The organism is Staphylococcus sp. TCBT05 (assembly GCF_055179755.1).
The window spans coordinates 1,064,755-1,082,426 of record NZ_JBUQDQ010000038.1 but is presented as its reverse complement, the minus strand read 5'-3'; the positions used below and the strand labels follow the sequence as shown (position 1 = coordinate 1,082,426).

Below are 17,672 nucleotides of genomic sequence, written 5' to 3'. Positions count from 1 at the left end.
ATCATTTTCAAGTTAAATAAGTTTCTGTATAATACGGAATAATAAGGAGTGCAGAAATGAAAAGAATACTTTGCATCGTTTTATTACTTAGTATATCAATCATATTAACGTCATGTAGTCATAAATGGTCTTCTGAATTTAGAGATTTTAACAAATCATTGAATGATGTTAAAAATAAAGGGAAGAATGTAGAAGAAGCAATGGACAGTATCCAACTTAAACGTTTGGATGATTTAAGTAAAACAGACACCACTGATAAGAATAAGCAAGAGTTTAATGATTTACAAAATAAAATAAATAGTAAGGTTATTCCTAAAATGGATGCATATGAAAAGGCAGCGAAACATTTACCTGCTAAATCTGCTGAAACCAAAGCGCTTAAATCTGAATACCTAGAGGTTGTTCAAGATAAGAAAAAAGCACTAAATCAAACAAAAAAGTTTGTCGATTTATATAATCAATCTATAAAGGCTAATGAAGACATATTAGATTATACGAAATTATTTGAGAAGAATCGTTCGCAGGTTGAGGCAAATATGAAAAAAGCTAAAAAAGCTGGCGAAACATCAGATGTGAAATATTTTGAGGAAAAATTAGAAGAAAATAATAAAGCATTAAAATCAACTGTAGATGATGGTTTTGATTCTTCGGATCCTCAAAAGGTAAAAAAATTAATTAACGATGATATTATGCCGCTGATTACTAAGGAAATTAGAGATTTAAATAAAACAGAAATCACTAGTGGCTACGTCAATGATGCGCGTAAAAATGCAATAGAAATGTACTATAGTTTACAAAATTATTATGAAACAAGAGAAGAAACGATAGAAATAAGTGAAAAAATAGAGAAAATGGATATCGATGCATTACCTAAAGAGGGGAAAGACCTAGAACGTTATGATAAAGCGTTTAACAAGAAGTATAAAAAAATTAAAGATAGTTAAAACGAGATAATATTTTTGATTAGTTATAAGAATTTAAATAAACGGTTAACAACAAAAAGGTAATTGTGTATAATTGGAAACGATGATATGTTAATATCGTGGCACTTTCACACAATTTGGAACTTATTGTGTGTTAAATATTTTTAGAGGTGAATAGAATGGCTATAAAGCTGAGTTCGATTGACCAGTTTGAACAAGTTATTGAAGAAAATAGTTATGTATTTGTACTGAAACATAGTGAAACTTGTCCTATTTCAGCAGATGCATTTGATCAATTTAACAAATTTTTATATGAACGAGATATGGATGGATACTATTTAGTCGTTCAACAAGAACGTGAATTATCTAACTATATTGAAGAGAAGACAAATGTAAAGCACGAATCGCCACAAGCATTTTACTTTGTGAAGGGACAAGCGGTTTGGAATGCAGATCACGAAAATATCAATGTAAGTTCTTTAGCAAATGCTGAAGAATAATAAACTTAAAAATTAGCACAAGCGCTTGTAGTATGTTTCTAATATGGAAACCTATCACAAGCGCTTATTTTATCTTTTAATGTGAAAAAAATGATAATGACATGTATAATGTAAAAATGAATGGGAAATTATAGCTTGCGATATGATAGTGCGCCAAATTATAGCACTTAAATTTTGTAGCTATATCATTTCGTGAGTGGGAAGCGTGCCACATGTGTATAAAATCAGCATGTAGTGACGACATTAAGTCGTTTGTGACTCACTAACTATTTTTGAATTGTACTATGTATTGAAATAAATAATGCTTAAATTAGTATATAGTAATTGTTGTTAATATAAATATTTTGAGGTGACAAGATGAAAGTATTAGTGGCGATGGATGAATTTAATGGTATTATTTCAAGTTACCAAGCGAATAGATATGTGGAAGAAGCGGTAGCGAGCCAGATTGAACGTGCAGATATCGTTCAAGTACCATTATTTAATGGTCGTCATGAGTTAATGGATTCTGTATTTTTATGGCAATCGGGAACGAAATACAGAATTATGACACATGATGCAGATATGAATAAAGTAGAAGCTGTTTATGGTATTACGGATAATGATGTAACTGTCATTGAAGGGAATTTATTTTTAAAAGGGACTAAACCAATCAATCAACGTACGAGTTATGGTTTAGGAGAGCTCATCGTAGATGCTTTGGAAAATCATGCTAAACATATCATTATTTCATTAGGTGGTATTGATAGTTTTGATGGTGGTGCGGGTATGTTGCAAGCATTAGGTATGAAGTTTTACGATGATGAAGCAAATGAAGTCGATGTCACTGAAGGAACGCGTGTATTGAAATATATTCGAAAAATAGACGCTTCTGGGTTACATCCACAACTTAAAGATGTCAGGTTACAATTGATGTCAGATTTTGACAGTAAATTGTATGGTAAGGAAAGTGAAATTATTCAACTTCACGAGCAATTAGGTCTTGAGCGAAACGATGCGGCAGAAATTGATAACTTGATTTGGTATTTAAGTGAAATATTTAAAAGTGAAATGAAACTCGCGCTTGGTCCAATTGCTAAAGGTGGTGCAGGTGGTGGTATTGCAGCTGTACTTCATGCTTTATATGATGCTGAGATTATGACTAGTCATGAGTTGGTTGACCAAATTACGCACTTGGAATCGCTGATAGCACAAGCTGATTTAGTAATATTTGGCGAGGGTGTAAGTGAAGAAGACCGTTTATTAGAAACGACGACGATTCGTATTGCGGAATTAGCGACGAAGCATCATAAACCATCAATTGCGATATGTGCGACTGACGATAAGTTTGATTTATTTGAATCAATGGGTGTTACATCTATGTTTAATACGTTTATTCAAATGCCAAAGTATTTTACTGATTTTAAAATGGGAATTCAAATCAGACATTATGCTGTTCAAGCTATTAAGCTATTAAAAACAGATTTTGATTCGACAAAATAAATTAGAATAAAGTTTATGTTATGTTCGTAGAATGCGATTAATTCAGCATATTATTAATAAATAGTATATGGATCCGGGACTTTAGTCTTTCAGACTAAAAAATAAAATCGATGATTTTTACTGTGAAAATGTAAAAATCATCGATTTTTCTGTCCATAATCTTTTACGACTAGCTACATTCTTTGTTTTCTCTATCGAATGTGACAAGTGATAATCATAATAACCTAACGATTGACCTGAATACTCCTAGATAAATTATTGTTCGTATGTGTTAACGACTTCTTGTACAATACCAATTATTACATCGATTGCCTTTTCCATAACATCAATTGAGGCATATTCATATGGGCCATGGAAGTTAGCACAACCAGTAAAAATATTAGGTGTTGGTAAGCCCATATACGAGAGTTGTGATCCATCTGTACCGCCACGTATAGGTTCTGTATTAGGCTCGATACCAAGATTTGCGAAAACACGTTTTGGGATATCAATAACGTGTGGGTTTTCGGCAATTTTTTCACCCATATTATAATATTGATCATTGATTTCTATTTCGATTGGATCATCTTGATAATGTGTGTTGATATCTTCTTTAATTTCGATCAAACGTTTTTTACGTAATTCAAATTGTTCGCGATCATGATCGCGAATAATATATTGTAACGTTGTTTTCTCTACATCACCATTAAATTTCATCAAATGATAAAATCCTTCATAACCTTCTGTACGTTCAGGGACTTCTTGTTGTGGTAATAAGGCATTGAATTGTTGGCCGAGTAATATAGCATTAATAAGAGTGTTTTTGGCAGAACCAGGGTGTACGTTCACACCATGACATGTAATCTTCGCTTCTGCAGCATTAAAACTTTCATATTGTAATTCTCCATACTCACTACCATCCATCGTATAAGCGAAATCAGCATTGAAACGTTCCACATCAAATGCGTGAGGTCCCTTACCGATTTCTTCATCAGGAGTAAAGGCGATACGAATATCACCGTGTTTGATTTCTGGATGTTCAGTAAGGTATTTTACTGCTTCCATAATTTCCACAACACCAGCTTTATCATCTGCACCTAATAAAGATGTACCGTCAGTTATCATCAATGTATGTCCTTCGACTTGCTTTAAGCCAGGGAAGACATCTTGTGATAATTCACGTGTTGTATCGCCCAATTTAATAGTATTGCCATCATAATTTTCGATTATTTGTGGATTTACATTTGTAGCATTAAAATCTGGTGACGTATCAACATGTGCCAAAAAGCCTACGGTCGGTAAATCCGCTTCAACATTACTTGCTAAGGTTGCAAATAAATAACCATTGTCATCTAATTCAGTTTCTAAACCTAAATCTGTTAACTCTTGTTGTAATAAATTTAATAGATTCCACTGCTTTTCAGTAGATGGTGTTGTATTTGATTCAGGATCAGATTGTGTATCAATAATGACGTATTTTGTTAAACGATCGATTATATCTTTTTTCATAGTTAACACCTCTTAAGCTCTGTTGTTCATATTATAAGATTTTTTATATATCTTACCATTCATTTTACCAAAATATTGTTTGATGCGTGTATAGAGATAATAAATTATTTCAGCACATAATATTCCAAAGGCAATGGCACCTGAAATTAATGTCACTTCTAGGAATGTGTTAACTGCGTGTGTGTATTGATTACTGACTAAAAAGCGTGTCGCTTCATATGCTAATCCACCAGGCACAAGTGGGATGATACCTGGAACAATAAAGATAATGACAGGTCTCTTATAACGTCGACTCATCACATGACTCATTAAGGCTAAGATAAAGCTACCTAAAAATGATGCCATAACTTTACCTAAATCTAAATCAACCGTTAATTTGTAAATAAACCATCCCATAGCGCCAACAAAACCACATGCTAACAATAAGCGTCGTGGTGCATTAAAGATAATAGAAAAAAGCATTGTAGCTAAATAACTAATAACAAATTGGAGAAGATAATATATCAAGACCATTTTACTGCTCCTTTCTTAAAATAGTAATAGGACAATTGCAACGCCTGCACCAATTGCAAAAGATGTGAGGGCAGCTTCGACACCACGAGACATCCCGGCAAGTAACTCACCAGCCATTAAGTCACGAATGGCATTCGTAATTAATATTCCTGGTACTAATGGCATAACACCAGCAATAGTGATAATATCTTGGTTTTGTGCCCATCCTATATGTGTAAAAAATGCTGCAATTGTTATAACTACTGCGGCACTAATAAATTCTGAAAAGAACTTGATTTGAATAAAGCGTTGCACGAAGTCAAAGGTCAAGAAAGCACCGGCTCCTGCCAATATTGCATAAATAAAGTCATGCATAACGCCTCCAAACATAAAGAGAAAGAATCCACAAGCAATTGCTGCAGCAAAGAATTTTGTTATAGATGAAAATTGTAACGAAGCATGGTGTAAGTGAATGAGTTCTGACTTTGCTTCATCGATATCCAGTTGTTTGCTAGCAATTTTACGTGAGAGACTATTGGTTAATGCAATTTTCTCCAAATCCGTCGTACGCTCACGAATACGTATGAGTCGCGTATTAGTACGATTGTTTAGTGAAAATATAATAGCTGTGGAAGTGACAAAACTATATGTATCATCTAATCCATAACTTGCAGCAATACGATTCATCGTATCTTCTACGCGATAAGTTTCAGCGCCACTCTCCAATAATATTCTCCCAGCTATGAGTACGACATCGATGACTTTATCTTCATCAATGATTGTAATCGACTCTGACATAGATGATTCACCCCCATAATTGTAGTTTATAGAACAATTGAAAGTTTACAGTGTACAATTAGAACTTTCAATAGCAATGATTATTCCGTCATCATTTTTTAATATTTCTTATTAATTAATAACGTAATAAATAGGCTAAAATATAAATAATTGTGCAATCGCCGTAAACTATTTGCTGTAATGTTACTAAAATAGGTGATGCTCTATTTTAAGTAATAATGTTAGTGTCTTTTATTAGCTGGCTATTTTTAAAATGATGACAACTGTGTCTTATATCATATTATAAAATCAACGACGCGCAATAAAAAAGATGATTACTGCGTTTAATACGTCAGTAATCATCTTATATAGATGTGTCCTAATGTTATTGAATAAAAGTAATAAGACTTGTTGCAATTAAATTTGAATAGTACGAACAGTACTACATGATTAAATAGGTTGTATTAAAGTTTTACAATAGGATTAAACATGACTTGATTTCTGCCTTCATTCTTAGCCATGTGTAACATATCGTCTGCAACTTTAAAGACCTTTCGTTGTGACTTATAATCTTCTTGTGTTAAATAACCAACACCAATTGAGACAGACAATTTAATAACTTCTTTATTTGGTAAATGGAATGTGGATTGTTCTACGCCTGCACGTATACTTTCACCTAACTTTACACATTGATCCAAAGTATAGTCGTTTAAGACAATTGAAAATTCTTCGCCACCATTACGAAAAATATTAAATTGTTGAGGGACATAGTTTTTCAATAGCTGTGCTATTTGTCTAAGGACAGCATCACCAGATTGATGTGAATAAGTATCATTAACATCTTTAAAGCCATCAATATCGATTAACAATAATCCTAGGCTTTCGTTATTTGTTTCGGCAATACGTGTCACTTCGTTTAAATGTCTATCAAATTCCTTTACATTGCCTAAGCCAGTTAAGTAATCTAGCTTATCTTCATTCTCATAGCGATTAACTAACGAGAAGAAATGCCACATATCTACAAAAGTAAATGAAGAGGCAATTGATAACACATAAGATAGCGGAATAAGATAAAGCACTTCTTTAAATTCATAATATGGACTTATTAACGACAATATTGCAAAAATAATTAAAGCAATCGCATTCAAAATTTGAATGGATATAATATCATTTTGCTTTAAAAATGGACCAACTGCGCCTACAATAATAGCTATGACTACAAGTATAACTGCAGCTATCACCGTATCATTGCCTAATAAGACATTAATCAATGCCACAATAATTGCTGATAACACAGTGTAGAAAGTGTTCGTAAAGCGTCCTAGAAATAAAATAGGAACAAATGTTAAGTACAACGAATATTCATTAAAGATCGTTACTGGATAGGCCGATAATAATAATGCAACAATTGTCATTAATACAGTTACATATTCTTTAGAAAACACCATGTTTCGATTTTCGGAATATTGTAATCGATGGAACAAATAGATTCCTGCTACAATAACTGAAATATTGTAAATAATTGCTTCGAACATTTTATTTTACGCTCCTTTTGAATAACCCTTAGTTATTGTAAGTGAAAACTTACATTTTGTCATCAATATGTAAACAGAAAGTTATAACAATCACTATAATTTCATGTTAAAATATTTGTTTGAGGAAATAACTAAATAATAATTCGCTTATTATATAAAAATATTAACTATTTTGTACATTTAGTAGTCATTATCTCATTACCATTTGTATATGTAAAAGCGAATCATGTATGATAGAGTTAAGTGATTTATAGAGAATATAATTTGCTCAATACATTATGCTGTTATAAATATATTATACGTTGAATACATAATGAACTAGTGAATTTATTATTATAAAGAATAACTCATTTACTAAAATTTAAATCTAAATAATTTTGAATTATTTTATTGAAGGTGAACTGATGTATACGTTATTATTAATCATTTTTTCAATGATTGTCAGTTTAATACTCACACCAATTATCATAAAGGTGTCCCATAAATTAGGTATTGTAGATAAACCTAATTTCAGAAAGATTCATACAAAACCTGTTTCTGTTCTTGGCGGAACTACAATCTTGTTATCTTTTTTATTAGGAATATGGTTAGGGCACCCAATTGAAACGGAAGTTAAACCTTTGGTTATTGGTGCAGTGTTAATGTATTTAGTAGGATTGATAGACGACATCTACGATTTGAAGCCGGTATTGAAATTGTTAGGTCAAATTATTGCAGCATTAGTAGTAGTATATTATGGTGTGACAATTGATTTTATTTCATTGCCAATTGGTCCGACCATTCATTTCGGAATCTTAGCTATTCCAATTACGGTGATTTGGATAGTCGCAATTACAAATGCGATTAATTTAATTGATGGTCTTGATGGTTTGGCATCAGGTGTTTCGATGATTGCATTAATTACAATAGGTTTTATAGCAATTTTGCAGGCAAATGTTTTTATTATTATGATTTGTAGTGTCTTAATTGGTTCACTGCTCGGATTTTTATGTTTTAATTTCCATCCTGCAAAAATATTCTTAGGAGATAGTGGTGCCTTGTTAATTGGATTTATAGTTGGGTTCTTGTCACTACTTGGTTTTAAAAATATTACATTTGTATCGCTATTCTTCCCAATTGTTATATTAGCAGTACCATTTATCGATACATTATTTGCGATGATTAGACGTGTGAAAAAGGGTCAACATATTATGCAAGCTGATAAATCGCACTTACATCACAAATTATTGAATTTAGGATACACGCATCGACAAACTGTCATGTTAATTTATTCGATAGCATTATTGTTCAGTTTGTCGAGTATCATCTTGTATCTATCTCAACCATGGGGTGTCTTGATGATGTTAATCTTGATACTGATAACAATAGAATTAATTGTAGAGTTTACGGGATTGATAGACGATGATTATAGACCATTATTGAAATTAATAGAAAATAAGGAAAAGCATGATTAATTGCTGATCAAATAAGACCTATTCGGCTAAGTCGAATAGGTCTTATTTTTAGCATTGTAGTAAGTTAAAATAGAATGAATATCTTTGAGTATTTAATAAGAAATAAATTATTAAGTGTTTGTAATCGAGCTAATATAACTATAAGACTGGTTGAAAACGAGCAATGCCATATGACGCTACTCTTTGAAATGTTTTCTCTTTAATAGACTACATGACGAAGGACAATATAAATATTAAAATTCGTCTATTTGTATACAAATAGACGAATTTGCTGATGTTGATTGTATGTCTAGTAAAGTATTGAGGCTACGCAGTTTCGATATCAAATGGTAAAAGTACGATATCATCCTGTGTTAAATCATAATTACCAGATGTATTGCGGTTTAAAAAGGCGATAAAGTCATCATAATCGGTAGCTACTACATCGATTTGATAACTCACCTTGTCTGTATAGACAGTATCTCTCAAGAAGAAGGGAGTCGTTTCAAGTTCATACTCAAATTTACCAGTTAAATCGTAACCAATACTGACCGTAGTTGGGATGGCTGGCCTTAATTGTACACGTCCTACATCATAAATCACATCTCTAACGGCACCACTATATGCGCGGATTAAACCGCCACCACCGAGTTTTATACCACCAAAATAGCGTGTAACCACAACACAGGCATTGTGTATGTCTAATTTTTTTAAGATTTCTAACATTGGTACACCTGCTGTACCACTTGGTTCACCGTCATCGTTGGCCTTTTGTATATTCATCTGATCACCAACGGTATAAGCTGAACAGTTGTGTGTCGCTTCTTTATGTTCTTTCTTGATATGTTCAATAAAGTCCTTTGCTTCTTGTTCGGAAGCAACAGGTTGAATATGTGCAATAAAACGTGATTTGTTAATTACATTCTCTATTGTATGTGCACGTTTAATTGTAATAATTGATTCTCCCAATATTTTGCCCTCCAATAAAAACGACGTAAATTATATATGTTATTTATTATACGTGTTAGTCAATTTATATATAGTATACACTGAAATGAAGCCTGTATTAAATGTTTAAAAATAAATTTTCTTTTAACTAAAAATAATGTATTATTGTTGTGAGTATAATGAAGGAGGATTATGATGAAGATTGCTGTTTTGACAGATTCTACAAGCTATCTATCACAAACATTAATTGATAAATATAATATAAGAGTTGCCCCTTTAAGTGTTACGTTTGATACTGGGGAAAATTTCGTTGAAAATGAATCTATTTCTAGATTAGAATTTTATGACAAGATGAAGACATCTAAAACTATACCAACAACAAGTCAACCTGCTATTGGTACTTTTATAGAGCATTTTGAAGCATTACGTGGAGAAGGGTATACCGACGTCATCTGTATCTTCTTATCATCTGGTATTAGTGGTTGTTATCAAACTGCTACACAAGCTGGTGAAATGATTGAAGGCATCAACGTACATACCTTTGATTCGAAGTTAGCAGCTATGATTGAAGGCAGTTACGTCTTGCGTGCTATCGAAATGGTTGAACAGGGAAATCAACCTGATCAGATTCTCGAAGAATTAAATCGCATGATTGATGTTACGGGTGCCATTCTGATGGTAGATGATCTGAAAAATTTACAAAAGAGTGGACGAATTACAGGTGCGCAAGCATGGATTGGTACAATGTTAAAAATGAAGCCTGTTCTAAAATTCGATGACGGTTTAATTGTTCCAGATGAAAAGGTAAGAACTAAAAAGCGTGCATTGAAAAAAATTATTGAAAAAGTAAATGAACATATTCAAGGCTTTGATGAAGTGACCTTACATGTTGTCGTGGGTGACATCGAAGAAGATGGTGAGTGGTTGTACAATGAAGTGCAAAAGACATTCCCACAACATAAAATTCACAAATCATATTTTGGACCTGTTGTCGCTGCACATTTAGGTTCTGGTGGCATAGCAGTAGGGTACGTTGGTAGAAATATTCGCTTAGATTAAGAACATATAGAGATAAAGACATGACATGCTTCGGTAATGTGATGTCTTTTTTTAATTAAAGGAGGTAGATTTAATATACATTATTATGGAAGGTTAGTAACAGATCGCAAGTTATTAACGACAGAAACGATTCATGAAGTAACTACAGGTGTATGTGACATTGGAGGTCAGTGGCATTGTAAACAATGTGAAACAACAGTTCAGCAACACTTTTATACGTATCGGTCGGATTGTCTAAATAAAGCAATTGTTTATTGTCGAAACTGTATTTCTCTTGGAAAAATGGATAGTCATCATCAAGTTTATATCACTGTAACAGGGCATAAAAAGAGTGAAGCAGCTTATGATTTACCTTTCAAGTTATCTCCCCAACAACATTATGCCTCTGCTGCAATTGTGACGGCATTAATGAAACGTCAAGCGCTATTACTATATGCTGTCACAGGTGCTGGTAAAACTGAAATGATATTTGAGGCGATTCATCAAGCAAGAAAACAAGGTTTAAATGTAGCTATCGTATCTCCACGTGTCGATGTGATAATTGAACTGCAAATCAGAATACGAGAGGCCTTTCACGATGAACAAATCGATGTGTTGTATCAAGGACAAAGGCAAAAATACGATGGACATTTTGTTATTGCTACTGTGCATCAATTAATGCGCTTTAAAGGTCATTTCGACTTTATTGTTGTGGATGAGGTTGATGCATTTCCATTATCAATGGACCCTACACTGATGTCAGTCATTACTGCTGCTCAAAATGAAGATGGTAGTGCAGTTTATATGACTGCTACACCAACACCATGGTTAATCAAACAATTTGATAAATCACACATCATTAGATTGCCAGCGAGATTTCACCAATCCCCCTTGCCAGTACCTATTTTTAAATACTTTCGAATTATCCCTCATAAAAAGCAATTTAAGTTTTTAAGTTTATTAACCCAACAAATACAAGCTAAACGGTATACACTTGTATTCTTTCATAATATTGAAATAATGGAATATATGTATCAAATTTATCACAAAGATATTGAAACGCTTACGACTGTACATAGTCAAGATCCATATCGGTTGGATAAAGTTGAGGCATTAAGAAGCGGACAATATCGTGTTGTATTTACAACGACAATTTTAGAGCGTGGATTCACGATGGCTAACTTAGATGTAATTGTTGTAGACAGTCATAAATTTTCAAGTAGTGCATTAATACAAATAGCTGGGCGGGTTGGTAGAAAAATGGCATCACCAACTGGTTTAGTCATGTTCTGTCATCAAGGTATTACATTTAAGATGATTAAAGCACGAAGCACAATTGTGCAGATGAATAAACTCGCACGTAAAAAGGGGTGGATTCATGATTAAATGCCTCCATTGTAGAGGTTACTTTACCGAACCATTAAATGCAGTTACATTGTTCAAACCAGCTACACTATTTTGTAAACAATGCACAAAACTTTGGGTTAAAGTGAAAATAAAAGATAATATAAAGCGTTGTTCGAGATGTTTAAAGTATTTAAGTACAGAAGAACAGACATGTTTAGACTGTAAATACTTAGAAAGCAATTATACGTTAATGGATCAATTATATTGTCAATTTCAATATGATGGCGTAATGAAGGATTTGATAAAGCGATATAAATTTGATAAAGATGTTGCCTTGTGTGAACAATTCGCATCAATGATGAACTTACCAAAGCAACACTATGATTTAATTATACCGATACCATCACCCAAGGAACGCGATTATCAAAGAACCTTTAATCCTATTAGGATGGTACTGTCACAAATGCGTATACAATATAAAGCAGTGCTTACGATGGATTATAGAGAGAAACAGGCGAATTTGCCAAAAAGTAATCGAATTAATGCGCGTAATCCATTCCATGTCATAGACGATATTGATTTAACTCATGCACAAGTATTGTTGGTAGATGATATTTATACGACTGGATTAACGGTGCATCAAGCTGCGGAAAAACTTTTTATTAGAAAAATCAGAAAATTCGATGTGTTTACGTTTGCACGGTAGCATAAACGTGGTATTATATGAGTAAGCAATATTACCAATATAGAGGTTTTAAAGGAGTCGATTACTATGATTAGATTTGAAATTCACGGAGAGAACCTCACTATTACTGATGCGATTCGCAACTATATTGAGGAGAAAATTGGTAAATTAGAACGCTATTTTAACGATGTGCCAAACGCAACTGCACACGTTAAAGTAAAAACATATCAAAATTCAGCTACTAAGATTGAAGTAACTATTCCATTGAAAAATGTTACTTTGAGAGCTGAAGAACGCCACGATGATTTATACGCTGGCATTGATTTAATCAATAATAAACTTGAAAGACAAGTAAGAAAATATAAAACACGTGTTAACCGCAAAAAGCGTAATCGCGGTGAACAAGAAGTGTTCGCTTCACTGCCAGAAGAAAATGAAGCTGAACAATTAGAAGCCGAGCCAATTGAAAATGATGGTGACGGTGATATCGAAATTATCCGTGCAAAGAACTTCAGTTTGAAACCTATGGATTCAGAAGAGGCAGTATTACAAATGGATCTTTTAGGGCATGATTTCTTTATTTTCACAGATCGTGAAACTGATGGAACTAGCATCGTATACAAACGAAAAGATGGGAAATATGGATTGATTGAAACTACTGATTAATCTTTGTACTTTCTATAAATGATTTGTACGCAGGGCGTTCATGATTATGTTAAATCGTGGACGTCCAATTTTTGTTATGTTACTATGAAATAATTTGAAAGTGAAATATAATAGTACATGCAAAGTTATATCAATGGGTAGTATTTAATTAAGGCAATACAATGATATTAATGAATTGACACATATATGTTAATAAAGTAGGAAATAGAGAGGTCTATAAGTGTAAATTTAGGCTTATAAATGATATCATAAATTGTTGTAAGCTAAGAGTTATTAAGCTAAAGGAGCGAACAAAATGGGTTTTTTATCAAAAATTGCAGATGGCAATAAAAAAGAAATAAAACGCCTTGGCAAATTAGCCGATAAAGTCCTTGCATTAGAAGAGGATATATCGATATTAACAGACGATGAAATTAAACAAAAAACGCAATCATATCAAGAAAGATTGCGTGATGAAGAGGACATTAAGAAACAAAATAAAATATTAGACGAAATTCTACCGGAAGCATTTGCATTAGTAAGAGAAGGTGCAAAGCGTGTCTTTAATATGAGTCCATATAAAGTTCAAGTTATGGGTGGTATCGCGATTCATAATGGTGATATCTCTGAAATGAGAACCGGTGAAGGTAAAACTTTAACAGCAACGATGCCAACCTACCTCAATGCGTTAACAGGTCGTGGGGTACACGTTATTACTGTCAATGAATATTTAGCAAGTAGTCAAAGTCAAGAAATGGCGGAATTGTATGAGTTCCTTGGTTTGACGGTTGGTTTGAACTTAAATAGTAAGTCTACCGAAGAAAAACGTGACGCTTATGCAAGTGATATCACTTATAGTACCAACAATGAACTTGGTTTCGATTATTTACGTGATAACATGGTGAATTATGCTGAAGAGCGTGTAATGAAACCTTTAAACTATGCCATCATTGATGAGGTAGACTCAATCTTAATCGATGAAGCACGTACGCCATTGATTATTTCTGGTGAAGCGGAAAAATCTACTTCATTATATACACAAGCTAACGTTTTCGCTAAGATGTTAAAAAATGAAGATGATTATAATTATGACGAAAAAACAAAGGCAGTTCAATTAACAGAACAAGGTATCGATAAAGCAGAGCGTATGTTCAAAATCGATAACCTCTATGATGTTAAAAACGTAGAAATCATTAGTCATATCAATACAGCATTGCGCGCACATGTGACACTGCAAAAAGACGTAGATTACATGGTAAATAACGGCGAAGTATTAATCGTCGATCAATTTACTGGACGTACAATGCCTGGTCGACGTTTCTCAGAAGGTCTGCACCAAGCCATTGAAGCTAAAGAAGGTGTGACGATTCAAAACGAATCCAAAACCATGGCCTCAATTACATTCCAAAACTACTTCAGAATGTACAATAAACTATCTGGTATGACAGGTACGGCTAAGACGGAAGAAGAAGAGTTCCGCAATATTTATAATATGACGGTAACACAAATTCCTACCAATAAACCTGTACAACGTCAAGATAAACCGGATTTAATTTATATTAGTCAAAAAGGTAAATTCGATGCAGTCGTTGAAGATGTCATTGAAAAGCACAAACAGGGTCAACCGGTACTATTAGGTACAGTAGCAGTTGAAACGAGCGAATATATTTCAGACTTATTAAAGAAAAAAGGTATTCGACACGATGTATTAAACGCTAAAAACCATGAACGAGAAGCAGAAATTGTAGCAGGCGCAGGTCAAAAGGGTGCTGTAACAATCGCTACAAACATGGCTGGTCGTGGTACGGATATTAAACTAGGCGATGGCGTTGAAGAACTTGGTGGTCTTGCTGTTATTGGTACCGAACGTCATGAGTCACGAAGAATTGATGATCAATTACGTGGACGTTCTGGTCGACAAGGTGACAAAGGTGATAGTCGTTTCTACTTATCACTACAAGATGAATTAATGGTGCGTTTCGGTTCTGAACGTTTACAAAATATGATGAACCGTTTAGGCATGGATGATTCAACACCAATAGAATCAAAAATGGTGTCACGTGCTGTAGAATCTGCCCAAAAACGTGTTGAAGGTAACAACTTTGATGCACGTAAACGTGTACTTGAATATGATGATGTATTACGTAAACAACGTGAAATTATCTATACAGAGCGTAATAGTATTATTGATAGTGATTCTAGTGGTGAATTAGTCGAAGCAATGATGCGTGCTACTTTAGAACGCAGTGTACGTTACTATGTAAATGACGAAGAGGACGAACCAGATTACGAACCATTTATCAACTATGTGGATGATGTATTCTTAAGCGAAGGTGCTTTGAAAGAATCAGAAATAAAAGGTAAAGATAATGATGATATCTTTGAAATTGTATGGGCAAAAGTCGAAGTTGCATTTAAAGATCAAAAGGAAAAAATAGGCAGTCAATTCGCAGAATTTGAGCGCATGATTCTATTAAGATCTATAGATGATCATTGGACAGACCATATCGATACTATGGATCAGTTGAGACAAGGTATTCATTTACGTTCTTATGCACAACAAAATCCATTACGTGATTATCAAAATGAAGGTCACCAATTATTTGATACAATGATGGAAACAATAGAAGAAGATGTAAGTAAATATATCTTGAAATCTGTCATTACTGTTGAAGATGATATTGAACGTGACAAAACGACTGATTTCGGTAAAGCTGAACACGTATCAGCAAATGCTGAAGATGGTAAAGAAAAGGTAAAGGCTCAACCTTACGTTAAAGATGAGCATATTGGTAGAAATGATCCTTGTCCTTGTGGCAGCGGTAAAAAATATAAAAACTGTCATGGCGCTTAGGTGATTTAAGCGTGACAGTATGAAACCGGAAGCATTGATTTGTGATTATCAACTTCCGGTTTTATTTTGAAAATGAGTGTGAGTTTAACATATAATAACCATGATGCTCGTATACTATTGAAACGGAGTGAACCATTTATGTAGCTTTAGTTAGCTTTTCTTCAATCAATTGTTATGTAATAGTAAGTAAATTTTCAATTATAATAGGAGCGATGTTTAGATGGAATTATCGGAAATAAAAAGAAATATAGAGAGTTATAATGAAAAATTAGAGCAACTTAGGGGGTCTCTTTGACTTAGAAGAAAAAGAGACGAATATTCAAGAATATGAAGAAATGATGGCTGATCCAACATTTTGGGACAATCAAGATAAAGCACAAGAAATAATTGATAAAAATAACGCTTTGAAAAGTATTGTTAATGCATATCGTGATCTAGAAGCACAAATTGAAGATATGGAAACGACAAGAGAATTATTACTCGAAGAAGAGGATGCAACGATGAAAGCTGATTTAGAAACGTCAGTCCAACAATTCAAAGATAATTTGGACCAATTTGAATTACAGCTCTTATTAGATGGACCATATGATGCAAACAATGCCATCGTCGAGTTACATCCAGGTGCTGGTGGAACAGAATCACAAGATTGGACAAACATGTTATTACGTATGTACCAACGTTATTGTGAACAACAAGGCTTTAAAGTAGAGATTATGGATTATTTACCAGGTGATGAAGCTGGAGTTAAAAGTGTGACATTTGCTGTGAAAGGTCACAATGCATATGGGTATTTAAAGGCTGAAAAGGGTGTACACAGATTAGTTCGTATTTCGCCATTTGACTCATCTGGAAGAAGGCATACGTCCTTTGCATCTTGTGATGTTATTCCTGAATTTAACAATGCGGATATTAAAATCGATATAAATCCAGACGATATCACAGTAGATACATTTAGAGCATCAGGTGCTGGTGGTCAACATATTAACAAAACAGAATCTGCAATTAGAATTACCCATCATCCGTCTGGAATTGTTGTTAACAACCAAAATGAACGCTCACAAATTAAGAACAGAGAAGCTGCCATGAAGACATTGAAATCTAAACTATATCAATTAAAATTAGAAGAGCAAGAACAAGAAATGGCAGAAATACGTGGTGAACAAAAAGAAATTGGCTGGGGTAGCCAGATTAGATCTTATGTGTTCCATCCATATGCAATGGTCAAAGATCATAGAACGAATGAAGAAACCGGTAAGACTGATGCAGTCATGGATGGTGAAATTGGGCCATTTATTGAAGCATACTTACGTAGTCAAATGGATCATTCATAATACAATAGTTTAATAAATCATTTTATGCCTTATATACAGTTGTGCATCTTGCAACTGTCTTATAAGGCATTTTTATTATATAGAGGTGGCATTGTTGTCAGCAATAGTACAATAATTTATGCAGAAATTGATATGATGTTCTAATTATATGCTTCTATCATCTAGTTATATTACATGAGCTTATATATGAAGGG

At 33.5% G+C, this 17,672-nt stretch carries 15 protein-coding genes; 10 read left to right on the top strand and 5 right to left on the bottom strand.

Translation table 11 applies throughout. From position 1 onward, the window contains the following. The first annotated feature begins 56 nt into the window (after positions 1-56). The 3 genes from ACY191_RS12275 to ACY191_RS12265 all read left to right on the top strand — a co-directional run bounded on the left by ACY191_RS12275 (position 57) and on the right by ACY191_RS12265 (position 2,905). Positions 57-944, top strand: a complete 888-nt coding sequence (locus ACY191_RS12275) for an EMYY motif lipoprotein (protein ID WP_229366999.1) — start codon at positions 57-59, stop codon at positions 942-944. Between the two features lie 158 nt (positions 945-1,102). After that, positions 1,103-1,423, top strand: coding sequence for a bacillithiol system redox-active protein YtxJ (ytxJ, locus tag ACY191_RS12270; protein ID WP_042738216.1), 321 nt, complete (start codon positions 1,103-1,105; stop codon positions 1,421-1,423). Between the two features lie 357 nt (positions 1,424-1,780). Next, positions 1,781-2,905 carry a glycerate kinase gene (locus tag ACY191_RS12265; protein WP_042738217.1) on the top strand — a complete coding sequence of 375 codons (1,125 nt, stop codon included), beginning with the start codon at positions 1,781-1,783 and terminating at the stop codon, positions 2,903-2,905. A 255-nt stretch (positions 2,906-3,160) separates the two neighbouring features. On the opposite strand, the gene pepT is transcribed toward ACY191_RS12265, so the two are convergent. From pepT to gdpS, 4 genes are all read right to left on the bottom strand, one after another. Further along, positions 3,161-4,393: a peptidase T gene (gene pepT / locus ACY191_RS12260; RefSeq protein ID WP_107512803.1), complete on the bottom strand. Its 1,233-nt coding sequence runs from the start codon at positions 4,391-4,393 to the stop codon at positions 3,161-3,163. 12 nt (positions 4,394-4,405) lie between these two features. Continuing rightward, entirely contained in the window at positions 4,406-4,906 is a 501-nt protein-coding gene (locus tag ACY191_RS12255; RefSeq protein ID WP_371130123.1) for a threonine/serine exporter family protein, read from the bottom strand. Positions 4,907-4,921: 15 nt separating this feature from the next. Next, entirely contained in the window at positions 4,922-5,683 is a 762-nt protein-coding gene (locus ACY191_RS12250; protein ID WP_042738219.1) for a threonine/serine exporter family protein, read from the bottom strand. Positions 5,684-6,126: 443 nt separating this feature from the next. After that, on the bottom strand, positions 6,127-7,197 hold the full coding sequence (gene gdpS, locus ACY191_RS12245) for a GGDEF domain-containing protein GdpS (protein ID WP_107512802.1): 1,071 nt from the start codon (positions 7,195-7,197) through the stop codon (positions 6,127-6,129). A 404-nt stretch (positions 7,198-7,601) separates the two neighbouring features. Here gdpS and ACY191_RS12240 point away from each other — a divergent pair, with 404 nt between their 5' ends. Then, positions 7,602-8,651 (top strand): glycosyltransferase family 4 protein, encoded by a 1,050-nt coding sequence (locus ACY191_RS12240; protein ID WP_042738221.1) that lies wholly within the window; start codon positions 7,602-7,604, stop codon positions 8,649-8,651. Between the two features lie 306 nt (positions 8,652-8,957). Here ACY191_RS12240 and ACY191_RS12235 read toward each other — a convergent pair whose 3' ends face one another. Beyond that, positions 8,958-9,599 (bottom strand): YigZ family protein, encoded by a 642-nt coding sequence (locus ACY191_RS12235; RefSeq protein ID WP_229367000.1) that lies wholly within the window; start codon positions 9,597-9,599, stop codon positions 8,958-8,960. A 174-nt stretch (positions 9,600-9,773) separates the two neighbouring features. Between ACY191_RS12235 and fakB1 the strand changes: the two genes are divergently transcribed. The 6 genes from fakB1 (at position 9,774) to prfB (ending at position 17,478) form a co-directional block, all read left to right on the top strand. Further along, positions 9,774-10,637: a fatty acid kinase binding subunit FakB1 gene (gene fakB1, locus ACY191_RS12230; protein WP_229367001.1), complete on the top strand. Its 864-nt coding sequence runs from the start codon at positions 9,774-9,776 to the stop codon at positions 10,635-10,637. Between the two features lie 282 nt (positions 10,638-10,919). Beyond that, positions 10,920-12,002 (top strand): DEAD/DEAH box helicase family protein, encoded by a 1,083-nt coding sequence (locus ACY191_RS12225; protein WP_229367002.1) that lies wholly within the window; start codon positions 10,920-10,922, stop codon positions 12,000-12,002. Next, complete coding sequence (locus tag ACY191_RS12220; protein WP_229367003.1) at positions 11,995-12,669, top strand: ComF family protein; 675 nt, start codon at positions 11,995-11,997, stop codon at positions 12,667-12,669. Before ACY191_RS12225 ends, ACY191_RS12220 begins: the two co-directional genes overlap by 8 nt. 66 nt (positions 12,670-12,735) lie before the next feature. Further along, positions 12,736-13,314: a ribosome hibernation-promoting factor, HPF/YfiA family gene (gene hpf, locus ACY191_RS12215; protein ID WP_042738226.1), complete on the top strand. Its 579-nt coding sequence runs from the start codon at positions 12,736-12,738 to the stop codon at positions 13,312-13,314. A gap of 295 nt (positions 13,315-13,609) precedes the next feature. After that, a complete protein-coding gene (gene secA / locus ACY191_RS12210) occupies positions 13,610-16,147 on the top strand; it encodes a preprotein translocase subunit SecA (RefSeq protein WP_042738227.1) in 2,538 nt (845 codons plus the stop codon). 220 nt (positions 16,148-16,367) lie between these two features. Next, positions 16,368-17,478 (top strand): peptide chain release factor 2 gene (gene prfB / locus ACY191_RS12205; protein ID WP_463270051.1). Its coding sequence is split into 2 segments (ribosomal slippage): positions 16,368-16,439 and positions 16,441-17,478, totalling 1,110 coding nucleotides; the frame shifts between segments, so codons are not numbered across the junction. The last annotated feature ends 194 nt before the right edge of the window (positions 17,479-17,672 follow it).